This is a genomic window from Acinetobacter sp. CIP 51.11, from assembly GCF_000369665.1.
Taxonomy (GTDB): Bacteria; Pseudomonadota; Gammaproteobacteria; order Pseudomonadales; family Moraxellaceae; genus Acinetobacter; species Acinetobacter lwoffii_S.
The window spans coordinates 1,832,677-1,846,068 of sequence record NZ_KB850129.1 but is presented as its reverse complement, the minus strand read 5'-3'; the positions used below and the strand labels follow the sequence as shown (position 1 = coordinate 1,846,068).

The 13,392-nt window shown below is 45.4% G+C and carries 10 protein-coding genes and 1 pseudogene; 7 read left to right on the top strand and 4 right to left on the bottom strand.

Annotated elements, in window-relative coordinates; translation table 11 throughout:
- The first annotated feature begins 68 nt into the window (after positions 1-68).
- Positions 69-1,061, top strand: a complete 993-nt coding sequence (locus F894_RS12545) for a DUF2804 domain-containing protein (protein ID WP_005248037.1) — start codon at positions 69-71, stop codon at positions 1,059-1,061.
- 62 nt (positions 1,062-1,123) lie between these two features.
- Here F894_RS12545 and F894_RS12540 read toward each other — a convergent pair whose 3' ends face one another.
- Positions 1,124-2,002, bottom strand: coding sequence for a metal-dependent hydrolase (locus F894_RS12540; RefSeq protein ID WP_005248036.1), 879 nt, complete (start codon positions 2,000-2,002; stop codon positions 1,124-1,126).
- 143 nt (positions 2,003-2,145) lie between these two features.
- Between F894_RS12540 and F894_RS12535 the strand changes: the two genes are divergently transcribed.
- Positions 2,146-3,183, top strand: coding sequence for a helix-turn-helix domain-containing protein (locus F894_RS12535; RefSeq protein WP_005248034.1), 1,038 nt, complete (start codon positions 2,146-2,148; stop codon positions 3,181-3,183).
- Positions 3,184-3,232: 49 nt separating this feature from the next.
- On the opposite strand, the gene F894_RS12530 is transcribed toward F894_RS12535, so the two are convergent.
- Complete coding sequence (locus F894_RS12530; RefSeq protein ID WP_005248033.1) at positions 3,233-4,567, bottom strand: Na+/H+ antiporter NhaC family protein; 1,335 nt, start codon at positions 4,565-4,567, stop codon at positions 3,233-3,235.
- Between the two features lie 365 nt (positions 4,568-4,932).
- Here F894_RS12530 and trpA point away from each other — a divergent pair, with 365 nt between their 5' ends.
- From trpA to F894_RS12510, 4 genes are read left to right on the top strand one after another with little or no spacing between them, the layout of a single operon-like run.
- On the top strand, positions 4,933-5,736 hold the full coding sequence (gene trpA / locus F894_RS12525) for a tryptophan synthase subunit alpha (RefSeq protein ID WP_004645173.1): 804 nt from the start codon (positions 4,933-4,935) through the stop codon (positions 5,734-5,736).
- Positions 5,733-6,629 carry an acetyl-CoA carboxylase, carboxyltransferase subunit beta gene (accD, locus tag F894_RS12520; protein WP_004645174.1) on the top strand — a complete coding sequence of 299 codons (897 nt, stop codon included), beginning with the start codon at positions 5,733-5,735 and terminating at the stop codon, positions 6,627-6,629. The genes trpA and accD overlap by 4 nt, the downstream gene beginning before the upstream one ends.
- Complete coding sequence (folC, locus tag F894_RS12515; RefSeq protein ID WP_005248032.1) at positions 6,626-7,909, top strand: bifunctional tetrahydrofolate synthase/dihydrofolate synthase; 1,284 nt, start codon at positions 6,626-6,628, stop codon at positions 7,907-7,909. The genes accD and folC overlap by 4 nt, the downstream gene beginning before the upstream one ends.
- On the top strand, positions 7,906-8,949 hold the full coding sequence (locus F894_RS12510; protein WP_005248029.1) for an SPOR domain-containing protein: 1,044 nt from the start codon (positions 7,906-7,908) through the stop codon (positions 8,947-8,949). Before folC ends, F894_RS12510 begins: the two co-directional genes overlap by 4 nt.
- Here the strand turns inward: F894_RS12510 and F894_RS12505 are convergent.
- Together F894_RS12505 and F894_RS12500 are read right to left on the bottom strand one after the other, a co-directional pair.
- Positions 8,946-9,495: pseudogene (locus F894_RS12505) on the bottom strand (dual specificity protein phosphatase family protein). The gene F894_RS12510 and the pseudogene F894_RS12505 sit on opposite strands and share 4 nt — an antisense overlap.
- A 161-nt stretch (positions 9,496-9,656) precedes the next feature.
- A complete protein-coding gene (locus F894_RS12500; RefSeq protein WP_005248025.1) occupies positions 9,657-10,304 on the bottom strand; it encodes a peroxiredoxin in 648 nt (215 codons plus the stop codon).
- 332 nt (positions 10,305-10,636) lie between these two features.
- On the opposite strand from F894_RS12500, the gene secA reads away from it, so the two are divergent.
- Complete coding sequence (gene secA, locus F894_RS12495; RefSeq protein WP_005248023.1) at positions 10,637-13,363, top strand: preprotein translocase subunit SecA; 2,727 nt, start codon at positions 10,637-10,639, stop codon at positions 13,361-13,363.
- Positions 13,364-13,392: the final 29 nt, after the last annotated feature.

Genomic DNA, 13,392 nt, shown 5'->3' with positions numbered 1-13,392 from the left:
ATCAAAATTTAATAATCGGCATAATACTGCCAAGGAAAAGCAGTTTTGACTGAGATGGAATGTCTTAAATGGATTTAATTCAGGCAAATGGACAACCGCGTTATGGACGTTTCAAGGAACTTCCAAAAAGTATTGACTATCAGGCATATCAATACAAGAATCCTTATGGTCATGTGCTGTCAGGCTGGCGTAAGCATCTAAAATATAAAAAATTCAAATTCTGTAGTATTCAGCACGAGCATTATACCATTGGACTGGCAATTGCCGATATCGCATGGGCAGGGCATGGTTTTGTCTATGTCTATAACCATATGACCAATGAAGTGCTGGAATGGAATGCGATTAATTTCCTGTCACGCAACACTGTGCTGGATGAACAGCCACTGTTTAATCATAGTTATTTCCATAAGTCACCTTTTCAGATCGATATCCAGCATGCCAACGGCGTGCGTTATATCAACGTCAGCAAATACGGCGAAATTAAACTCAGTGCCCGGATTTTCTGTGCCGGAACCGATCCACTGAGTATGTGCAGTCCGACCGGCATCAATGGCTGGACCTATACTCAGAAACTGACCACTTTGGGCTGTGAAGGCTTTTTCATTAACAAGCAGGGTGAAACCATTCAGTTTAATGAACGCAGCTTTGCTTCTCTGGATGATACCTGTGGCTTTTTGCGCCCGGAAACGGCCTGGTTCTGGTTGTCCTGTAATTTCTGGGATGTGAACCATAATCGGATTGGACTTAATCTGGCTTCAGGTGTGAATGAAAGTTTTGGCAATGAAAACTGTCTGTGGATCAATGGCAAGATTTATCCGTTGGCCGATGTGCTGTTCCAGCAGGAATCGGAAAACCAATGGACGATTCAGTCGCTGGATGAAAAATTGAATCTGATGGTGAGTACAGGCTGGCGCCGTTATGAAAATCTGAACCTGCGTCTGGTCGGAAGTCAGTTTAGTCAGTGGCAAGCCAAGGTTTCCGGAACGATCCAGCAGGATGATCAGGAAATTATTTTACTGAATGAATATGCCTTGCTTGAGCAGCATTATGCCAAATGGTAAAAGTGCAGGACATAAGACCTAATTTAAAAGCCTTCAATTTTTGAAGGCTTTTAAATTAGGTCTTAATCTTTTGCGGCCTGCCAGAAGGCTTCACCGGCCTGAATAGGATCATTAGTTTCTGCTAAGGTTTTTACCCAGACATCATATTGCGCAATAACCGGATGCTGACTAGGATGGAAGTCTTTTTTAAACCAGTCCCGATATTGTGGGCCCATGCGGGTCAATTTCCCGTTACGGCCAAAAAACCAGGGCAGTCCTTTCAAGTTCATTTGCAAACGTTGTAATGGCGTGAATCCATCATGTTTAAGCATGATGTTGGCACGGTATATGGTAAAGCTGAACATGAGCAGGGTAGTAATAACCAAGCTATATTTTCGCAGAAGCTCTGGAGTTTTTGCCACATCTTTCATCACGTCAAAAGCCACATCACGATGTTCCATTTCTTCAATGGCATGCCAGGCAAACATGGCACGAACAAAAGGATGGGCATCTCTTAACGTATCTTTCTGTCCAAAAAAAGTCTCGGCCATTAGCGCAGTCAAATGCTCTGCAGCAGCAGTCACCGCAATATTGTATTCAGGTGAACGGTTTTTCAAGTCGTAATTCATCATGTAATTCAGGCGCTGAATGAACTGATCTACGGGCATGCCTTGCTCGCGCATCAGCTGATTCATTTTTTCATGGGCAATGCCATGCTGTGCTTCCTGACGAATAAAATCTGCAACACGCTGCTGCAGTTCCGGGTCTGTGATCTGATTGCGAAACAGGCGCACGCTCTGAATAAAATAGCGCTCGCCATCAGGAAAGGTCAGGCTCAGGGCATCGAACATTCGGGTCAGAAAGGCATCGCCGCCCAACCAGTAGCGTGGAATTTCATCCAGTTTAAAATCAAGCTGGGTCCGTACTACGGGCTTTATCAAAGATTTTAATACTGCATTCATCTTGTACGTTCTTTTTTATGACGATGCGAACAGTATGTCGGGGAATCCTGTAATTGTTTTGACAGCGCTTGCCAATTTTTATACATTTTATGCCAAATGAAAATAAAAACTGCTCAGACTAAAGCAGGCAGCGAGAAGCGCGCATGCAAGAAATTAAAATATCCAATGGTTATATTCAACTCTGGGCGACCTATCTGCGTGGCCTGCAAATTGAGCCTTTAAAAGCTGACTTTCTGCAAGATGTACATGAAGCGCTTGTTCCCCTGATTGATCAGCCTTTTGCCACACAAGTGCCTCTGGAATTATTAAATCAGCTTCTTTTAACAACCCGGCAGTATTTAAACTGTCCGCAGCTGATTTTCGAGATTGTACAAGTCATTCGCCCAGAGCATTTTGGTGTGCTCGGTTATATGGCTTCGCGAAGCAGCAGCGTTGCGGAAATGATCCGCCATATTATGCGTTTTCAACGACTGGTGATTGATGGCAGTGAGTTTGTACCTTTGCAGTTGAAGCAGCGTGAACACAGTATTGAATTATTTTGGGCCTATCTGGACGAAAAATATAATCTGCTCAATGAACTGACCATGGCCGCGATGGTACAGTTGGGACGTGTCATTTTACAGGATCATCAACTGTTAGTCCGTTGTGTACGCTTTGCCCATGCGCCCGATAGGGGACAAATGCATTATCAAAAGTTTTTCGCCAGCGAGGTGATATTTTCCCAAGCCTACTATGGCATAGAACTGGATCTACAAGGACTGGCACATCGGTCTGAGCAGGCAGATCCGATGCTGTTGCAGTTGCTGGTGCATCAGGCAGAACAGGCGATTGCCGCCAAGCCGCCCCTTGAGAATCATTTGGAACAGGCGCAGCAAATGATTGCTGAACAGCTGCGAACCCAGCATCAGGCGATTAAAGTTGAACAACTTGCTCAGCAGTTATTGATGTCGACACGGAGTTTGCAACGCTTATTTAGTACCCATGGCACTTCATTTAAAAAACTGCTGGAACAGCAGCGGATCAAACGTTGCGAGCTGTTGTTGCAGAAGGGATTAGGTCTGACCGAAATCGCCGAGCAGCTGGATTATTCTGACCAGTCGGCATTGGCACGGGCCTACAAGGCAGCCACCGGACAGACATTATTAGAGCGCAGAAAGCAGTTACACAAACAGCGCAGCTAAAAAAAGCGACCCGTATCGGTCGCTTTTTTATTTGAAGAAAATGGTGAGGTTAAGCGTTGGCTTTGATTTGAGGGAATCTAAACGCAATCGCCGCAATCGCAAAAATGGCCAGAATCCAGCAATAGTACACACCACCAATCAGTTCAACCGGTGAGATTTTTGCAATGGAACAGGCCAGTAGTAACTGTGCGCCATAGGGAATCAACCCTTGTACCACACAGGAGAAAATATCCATCAGTGCCGCAGAACGCTTAGGATCTACGCCGTATTCTTTGGCAACTTCACGTGCCATATCACCAGACAGAATAATCGCCACGGTATTATTGGCCACAAAGATATTCGAAAACACCACCAAAAAACTAATCCCGATTTCGCCGGCACGTTGCTTCCCAACTTTAAACAGACGGGTCAGGCTATAAATACGCTCGATCAGCCAGCGTAAACCGCCTTCACGCTGCATGATCGCCGACAGGCCACCCAGGAACATCGACAATAACGCCACTTCAAACATGCCGACAAAGCCGTCATAAATTGAAGTATTCAGTTTGAGCAGATCAAATTCAGCTGTGGCAAACAGGCCAAACAAGCCGGAAAGTAACACCCCAATGCTCAGCACAGCCAGAACGTGTAAACGGCTAAAGGCTAAAATAAATACGGCGATATAAGGTAAGACCAGAAGCCAGTTGAAGTCCCTGTATTCCACTGCATTGCTACTACCGCTACTCAACACGTAAATCAAAATAGTCACGATTGAGGCTGGAACCGCAATCCAGACATTGACTCTGAATTTGTCACGCAGTTGTACGCCCTGACTGGTCGTTGCAGCAATGGTGGTATCCGAGATCATTGAAAGGTTGTCACCGAACATGGCACCACCAACGACCGCACCAACCGCATAAACTACATTGATCTCGGTGACCTCGGCAAATCCAAAAGCGATCGGCGCACAGGCTGCAATGGTGCCCATAGAGGTACCCATCGCCGTAGCAATAAAGGCCGAGATCACAAATAACATCGGCAGAATAAATGTGGGTGGAATCACCGACAGGCCCATTTGCACGGTGGCATCCACACTGCCAATGGTGCTACTGACGCTGGCAAAAGCACCTGCCAGCATAAACACCATAAACATCAGGATTAAGTTTGGATGACTGGCACCTCTGAGGAATTCCTCAATGCCCTGGTTGAGTTTGCCGCGATACACTAATGCAGCCAAGATAATCGCAGGCAGGGCAGCCACAGGCGCTTTCACCTGATAGAACGCGAACTCGGTTCCGATCAGGGAATGATAGATCCCGCTACCCAAAAATATGGTTAAAAATACAATAAGCGGCAGCAGTGCAATGGCGCGTGCCTGCACTGTAGCCTCAGAATCAGTCTGCATAGGAGATAAAAAAGTAAGAGAATAGGACTAGTATAAAGCAGGTTTTGCAATTTCAGAAAACTTTAAATGAATGCGCTAACATCTGCATTTTTATTAATTTTTATATGATAAAAATAAGTTTATCTAAATATTCAGGATTTTAGGTAATAGCAAAATTAGGCATCTTTGATCATTGTGAAAAAAATCAAAATAATCGTAAATAGACCCTTCCGAATTGTTTTGAAATCTTCGCACAGGAAATGAAGTACTCGAGGTCGGTATCGCAGACTGTTCATTGGACAAAAAATAGCGTTACAATGCGATGTCTTGTATTTCTACATAGTCAATGCCTCAAGTTTGAAACACGTTAAGGAAAATACCTCTCTATGTCACGTTTAGCCACACGATTTGGACAACTTAAATCTCAACAGCGTAAAGCTTTAGTTTCTTATGTCATGGCGGGTGATCCGCATCCAGAAGTCACAGTGCCTTTGCTGCATGAGATGGTGGAAGCGGGTGTCGACGTGATTGAGCTGGGACTTCCTTTCTCGGACCCGATGGCAGATGGGCCGGTGATTGCACTAGCTGCTGAACGTGCTCTGGCAGGTGGAACCAATACCCTGGATGCCCTGCACATGGTGAAAGAATTTCGCTTGAAAGATCGCGAAACACCAGTGGTACTGATGGGTTATCTGAATCCGGTTGAAGTGATTGGCTATGAAAAGTTTGTGGCTTATGCCTATGAATGTGGAGTAGATGGTGTACTGCTGGTGGACTTGCCACCAGAAGAAGCACAAGGTCTGGGTGAAGTACTGGAAAAATATGATATGGATCAGATTTTCCTGCTGGCACCAACTTCAACCGATGCACGTATTCAACACGTAGCGAAACAGGCCAGCGGCTTTATTTACTATGTGTCACTGAAGGGCGTGACCGGTGCAGCAACTTTAGATGTCTCTGAAGCCGCTGCACGCATTCAAAAGATTAAAGCTGTGACTGATGTTCCTGTAGGCGTAGGTTTCGGTATCAGTGATGCTGCATCTGCGAAAGCGATGGGTGTTGCTGCCGATGCAGTTATTGTGGGTAGTGCGTTTGTAAAGCAGTTTGCAACGCTCGCACCAGAACAAGCCGTTATTGCGACGGTGAATAAAGTCAAGGAGCTTCGAGCAGCGCTCGATGAGTTAGTATGAGTCAACAAGTGAAATCAGGCAAAATTCTGAGCCCATCGACCCCATGGACGGAGCGTACTGTTCCGGGCATTCAGGTACCCGATGAGCAAACGGCATATAAAGCGACATTTACCGAGCCTACGATTGAGTGTCCTGAATGTCATGCATTGGTGACCCGTACTGCCATGTCATTTAATGCCTATGTCTGTCCGCAATGTGATGAACATTTGCGTATGAAAGCCCGTGAACGTCTGAACTGGTTCTTTGATCAGGTACAAACAGAATTGGGTCAGGAATTTATAGCCAAAGATCCCCTGAAATTTGTCGATAGTAAAGCCTATCCAGACCGTATGGCTGAAGCGCAAAAGAAAACCGGTGAAACTGAAGCACTGGTGGTAATTCAGGGTTTGCTGAAAGGCGTACCGATGATTGCCTGTGCGTTTGAGTTCGACTTCATGGGCGGTTCTATGGGCACAGTGGTCGGTGACCGCTTTGTTCAGGCTGCAGAACATGCGATTGAAGCTCGTCAACCTTTGATCTGTTTTGCTGCTTCGGGTGGTGCTCGTATGCAGGAAGGCATGTTGTCCCTGATGCAAATGGCGCGTACTTCGGCTGCGATCCAGCGTTTAAAAGAAGCAGGTCTGCCTTATGTAGTGGTATTGACTCATCCAGTGTACGGCGGTGTGACCGCGTCATTGGCAATGCTGGGTGATGTACATATTGCTGAACCGAAAGCGATGATTGGCTTTGCCGGTAAACGTGTGATCGAACAGACTGTACGTGAAAAACTGGAAGAACCGTTCCAGCGCGCGGAATATTTGCTTGATCATGGGGTAATCGATCAGATTGTTCACCGTCATGCATTACGTGATACAGTTTATCGTATCGTTACGAAGTTGATGAATTTGCATTGAACACAGCACCCTTAGCAACAGATTCTTTAAACACATGGCTCGATTATTGGAGCCATGTTCACGTTACGGGTATTGATTTAGGTCTGGAGCGTGTTATTCCTGTGGCTGAAAAGCTGGGCGTGACACGTCCAGAAGCCAAAGTGCTAACAGTGGCAGGAACCAATGGTAAGGGTTCAACCACCACCACGCTGGCCGCGATCCTGAATGCGCAAGGCTTCAAGGTCGGACTATATCAATCCCCCCACGTGTACCGTTTCAATGAACGCGTGAAATTACGCGGCATTGAAGTGGAAGATCAGTTGCTCATTGATGCTTTTGTTCAGGTCGATCGGGCTCGTCGCGAATGCGGTTTGAGCCTGTCTTTCTTTGAAGCCACCACACTGGCTGCTTTTGTGATTTTTAAAGATCAGTGCTGTGATGTCTGGGTGCTGGAAGTCGGCTTGGGCGGTCGTCTGGATGTGGTCAACGTGGTCAATCCCGATATTGCGGTGATTACCAATATTGGCCTGGATCATACCGACTGGCTTGGTGATACCATCGAGAAAATTGCTTTCGAAAAAGCCGGAATTATTCGCCCGGATATTCCCGTGGTATTTGGGGGACAACAACAGATCCCGCAAGCCATTTTGGACAAAGCGGCTGAATGCAATGCGCCCTTGTATGCAATCAACCGTGATTATTTCTATGAAGCTTTTGACGATGGTCAAAGCTGGGCATTTGCTTCTTCAGGTACGACCTTAAAACTCCCAACAGGTTCACTGGCACTGGATAATATTTCTACCGCTGTGGCTACCATTCTGCTGAGCGGATTAAACGTCAGTCAGCAGGCAATTGCACAAGGCATTCAAACGGCAAAATTGCCGGGACGGTTTGAAATCCGTCAAATCCAGAATAAAACCGTGATTTTTGATGCAGGACATAACCCGCATGGGGTGGAATTTCTGCTGAAACAATTACGAGATTATTTAAATTACAATCAAAAATATAATGAAGTCATTTGTGTATTTTCAATGCTGTCAGATAAAGATATAAATTCTGTCGTCAAGTTATTGAAAGACACGGTTCAATTGTGGAAAATTGCACCATTATTCGTCCCACGTGCGGCAGAGATCACAGTTTTGGCTGATGCTTTAAGCGGTGAGGCGGTAGAACAATTTGACAATGTAAAATTAGCTTTTAAATCAGCACTGGATCAAACAGATAATAATCAGCTGATTTTGGTATGTGGATCATTTCATACCTTAGAAGCGGTATGGGAGTATTTGGAAGAATGTCAATGAATAACAAACAGCGCTGGATGGGCGGTGTTGTTTTACTCGGTGGTGGTGTTTTATTGGCAGCATTACTCCTGAAAGGCCAAGATGAAATCAATCAGGACCGTCAGCAAAATCCGGCACAGGCTGCGGAAGTTGAAAATAAAGAGGCAGGCAATCATTCGCTCGGTTCTTTGACGGTCGATGTAGAAACAGAAAAGCGTTTACTTGAACAGCAACGCCGTGATCGCGAAAAAGCGGTTGCAGAACAGGAGGCGCGTGCAGCCGAATTTTTAGCGATGCAACAGCAGGCTGAAGCAGATGCTGCACGTAAAGCGGCTGAAGAATATGCTGCCCTGAATGCACACCGCCTAGGACAGCAAAGTTCCGATAATATTCCACCAGAACTGGTGGAAGATGAACAGGCCAAGCAGAAACGTCTGGCTGAAGAAAAAGCGGTGCAAGAAAAAAAGTTAGCCCAGCAGCAGCTGGTACAACAAAAAGCCAATAGTTCTACTGACGCAGCCAAGAAAGAAGCAGAGCGTAAAGCTGCTGAAAGTAAAGCCGCTGAAGAAAAACGCAAGTTAGAGCAACAGCAAAAAGCCGAAGCAGAACGTAAGGCGGCTGAAGCAAAACGTAAAACCGAGGAAGAGCGTAAAGCGGCTGAAAAGAAAGAAGCTGAACGTAAAGCTGTCGAGGAAAAACGTAAAGCTGACGAAAAACGTAAAGCTGAAGAAGCCAAGAAAAAGGCTACAGCCGAAGAAGCCAAGAAGAAAGCAGAAGCTGAGCAGGCGCGTAAGTTACTGGAAGGTGAAGAGGACAAGCAATGGATGGTGCAGGTGGCACTGGCAGCGAATGAAGCCAATGCAGATGCTGTAGCAGCCAAACTGCGTGCCAAAGGTTATAAAGTGACCAAAAGCTCAACGTCTAAAGGTGTACGTATCATGGTGGGTCCGTCCAAAGACCGTGAGACTGCAGATGCACTCCGTAAGAAAATTGCGTCTGATGCCAGCCTGAATATGAAATCAGCTTGGGTGAATGACTGGGTGCCGCTGGATAAGCGTTAATTCTTTGTATTAATCAAAGTTTCTGTAGATGGATTCGTGAGTTGCTCGCGAATCCATTTTACATTTTCAGGGGTGAATAGATTGTCAATATTGCGCCAAATGGCATCAAAGCCATAACCGCCATGTTTCATTTCCTGTAGTGCCTGCTCAATCGGCCAATGTTCAAAAATAATCCGGTACATGACGACACTTGCACCAGTTCGGTCTGAACCGTGATAACAATGCAAGAGCACCTTCTGGTGATTTTGTTATGCTTGCTGAATCAGTAGCATAATTTTCAATAAATCTTCCCGATCAATTGCCCAGGTATGTATGGGTACATGATGTAGCTGAAAGTTTTCATTGCTCAAAACAAAGCTGTCTTGATCCCGTGAACGTAAATTAATAACTACATCGATTTGATGCTTTTTTAATAAAGGAATGAGTTCAGTTGAAGGCTGCTCACTACGATAGACAAAGAGGATGTTGCTGCTCAGGCAGGGCGGGCGTAGTCACGCAACCTGTCAGGAAGCAGCTCATCAGGATGGGAAATATGCAGATTTTCATACAGAGCATAGATGTTGTTTTTGTTATTTCAAGTTTAAAGTGGATATGAGATTTTGAATATAAAAAAGCCTATCCGAAGACAGGCTGTATAGAGAAATCGAACCCGTAGCACGTCAATGTAGTATTCGATAAAGCATTAAATCTGGAAAATAGAGTTTCTCTTATTCTTTACTTTGCTCAGGATGTGGCGTTAAGCGAAGGTAAGGCGTGACAGCGGTATAACCTTTTGGAAAACGTTGCTTGATTTCCTCCTCATCCTTCAATGAAGGGACAATCACCACATCATCGCCATGCTGCCAGTTTGCAGGCGTTGCCACTTTATGGCTATCGGTGAGTTGCAGCGAATCTATCACACGCAAGATTTCATGGAAATTACGACCGGTCGATGCAGGATAAGTAATAATCAAACGGACTTTTTTATTGGGGTCAATGACCACTAAAGAACGGACCGTTAGAGTTTCGCTGGCATTCGGATGAATAAAGTCATACAGCTCGGAAACTTTGCGATCCTGATCGGCAATGATGGGGAAATTCACTGTGGTGTTCTGGGTTTCATTGATGTCTTTAATCCAGCCATGATGCGATTCAACATCATCGACCGACAAGGCAATGGCTTTCACGCTACGTTTTGCAAACTCGTCTTTCAGTTTTGCGGTGTAGCCAAGCTCAGTCGTACATACGGGTGTATAGTCAGCAGGGTGTGAAAATAAAATGCCCCAGCTCTCACCCAGAAAGTCATAAAAATTAATCAGGCCTTCACTGGATTGCTGTTCAAAATTCGGTGCGGTATCGCCTAGACGTAAACTCATCTTTTTAGCCTCAATTGGTCTTTTAGTGTCGAGATACGATTTAATATGAATCAATTTTTTTATGATTAAAAATAGTGTTTTTTGCTTTCTTTATGAGTAAATTGCATAAGTAGGATATCCATCTATCCAGAAGCGCAAAAATCAGTCACTTAATTGACTATGTTGCACAGGGAAAATTTGCTACATTACTTTGCCTTAGATCTTAGGGCTAGAACTAAGGATCAGATTTTTTTAGCGGTTTTACAGCAAAACCCTTGTAGTTCAAATTTCTAGCACCATAATAACGACTAAGAACATATTCATTTGACAAGCAAGATTTAGAGAGTCTATTCATGTTGGCAAGTCTGATCGGAGGAATCTTCGGTACCAAAAATGAGCGCGAACTCAAACGCATGCGTAAAATCGTAGACAAGATTAATGTGCTCGAGCCGACGATATCTACCCTTAGCGATGCAGACTTATCTGCAAAAACTGAAGAATTCAAACAACGATATAATAAGGGTGAAACCCTCGATAAATTACTGCCTGAAGCATTTGCAGTCTGTCGTGAAGCCGCGAAGCGGGTGATGGGCATGCGTCATTATGACGTGCAGCTGATCGGTGGTATTACCTTGCATGAAGGTAAAATCGCAGAAATGCGTACCGGTGAAGGTAAAACCCTGATGGGTACTTTGGCCTGTTATCTGAATGCCATCAGTGGCCAAGGTGTACATGTCATTACCGTGAACGATTACCTGGCGCAACGTGATGCCGAGTTAAACCGTCCATTATTCGAATTTTTAGGTCTAAGCATCGGCATTATTTATTCCATGCAAAATCCGATGGAAAAAGCGGAAGCTTATCGTGCCGACATTACGTATGGTACCAATAACGAATTTGGCTTTGACTACCTGCGTGACAACATGGTGTTCTCGCTAGCAGAGAAAAAGCAGCGTGGTTTGACCTATGCCATTATCGATGAGGTCGATTCGATCCTGATTGATGAAGCGCGTACCCCGTTGATTATTTCCGGTCAAAGTGAAGATTCTTCACAGCTTTATGCAGCCATCAATAATATTCCACCAAAATTACAGGCACAGAAAGAAGAGAAAGTGCCGGATGGCGGTCACTTCTGGATTGATGAAAAACAGCGTTCAGTTGAAATTACTGAAGTGGGTTTTGAAACCATTGAAAGTGAATTGATTGAAATGGGCTTGCTGGCAGAAGGCGAGAGCCTGTATTCAGCGTCGAACCTGAACCTGTTGCATCATGTCACTGCAGCGATTCGTGCGCATTATCTCTATCAACGTAATGTCCAATACATCATCAACGATGGTGAAGTGATTATTGTCGATGAAAATACCGGTCGTACCATGCCGGGACGCCGTTGGTCTGAAGGCTTGCACCAAGCCGTAGAAGCCAAAGAAGGTCTGGAAATCCAGCCAGAAAACCAGACTCTGGCAACCACAACCTTCCAGAACTATTTCCGTCTGTATAAAAAATTATCCGGTATGACCGGTACTGCTGATACCGAAGCAGCGGAAATGAAAGAAATTTATGGCCTGGATGTGGTACTGATTCCGACTCACCGTCCAATGATTCGTCAAGACCATAACGATTTAATTTACTTAAATCGTGAAGGAAAATATAACGCGATTATTCAAGAAATTCAGCGTGTGCATGAAGCAGGTGTTGCACCAATTCTGATTGGTACAGCCACCATTGAAGCTTCTGAGATCCTGTCGGATAAGCTAAAAGCGGCAGGGATCCAGCATGAAGTACTGAATGCCAAACAGCACGAACGTGAAGCCGATATTATTGCGCAGGCCGGTGCGCCGCGTGCAGTCACCATTGCCACCAACATGGCCGGTCGTGGTACCGACATTTTGCTCGGTGGTAACTGGAAAGCATTACTGGCTAAAATTGAAAACCCGACTCCTGAAGATGAAACCCGTCTGAAAGCAGAATGGGATGTTAATCACCAGGCCGTGCTGGATTCAGGCGGTTTGCATATTATCGGTTCCGAGCGTCATGAATCACGCCGTATCGATAACCAGCTGCGTGGCCGTGCCGGTCGTCAGGGTGACCCGGGTGTATCACGTTTCTACCTGTCACTTGAAGATGACTTGATGCGTATTTTCGCCGGTGATCGCGTAGTCGGCATGATGCGTGCCATGGGCTTGCAGGAAGATGAAGCGATTGAGCACAAAATGGTGTCTCGCTCGATTGAAAATGCGCAGCGTAAAGTGGAAGCACGTAACTTCGATATTCGTAAGAATTTGCTGAAATACGATGACGTCAATAACGAACAGCGTAAGATCATTTATAGTCAGCGTGACGACATTCTGGCAGAAAATTCACTGCAGGATTATATTGAAGAAATGATCCGTGAAGTGATGCAGGGTGTAATCGCCAACTATATTCCGCCTGAATCGATTCATGACCAGTGGGATATTGAAGGTCTGGAACTGGCGCTGCGTGAAGATCTTTCGATGGATCTTCCTATCGGACAATGGCTGGAACAGGACCGTCGTCTGGATGAAGAAGCTTTGGTGGTGCGCATTACCGATGAAGTACTGAACCGCTACCGTTCACGTCGTGAACAAATGGGTGAAGAATCTGCAGCTTCGCTTGAACGTCACTTTATGCTGAATTCTCTGGATCGTCATTGGAAAGAGCATCTGGCGGCTATGGATTATTTGCGTCAAGGTATTCATTTACGTGGTTATGCGCAAAAGAATCCAGAGCAGGAATATAAAAAAGAAGCTTATAACCTGTTTGTAAACATGCTCGGTACAATCAAGTCAGATGTCGTAACAGATCTGTCACGCATCCACGTACCGACCCCTGAAGAGCTGGCGGAAATGGAAGCACAGCAGCAGGCACAGGCTGAGGCAATGCGTTTGCAGTTATCTCATGAAGAGTTTGACGGCTTGCTGGCAGGTGAACATGAGGTGACGACCGAGCAAAATGCTCAGGCGAATCCTGTAGCACCAGTCTTTGAAGCACCGGCAAGTCGTAATGCGCCTTGTCCATGTGGTTCAGGTCTGAAATACAAACAGTGTCATGGCAAGATCTAAACGCTATTAAAAATCAGAGCCCCATGGCT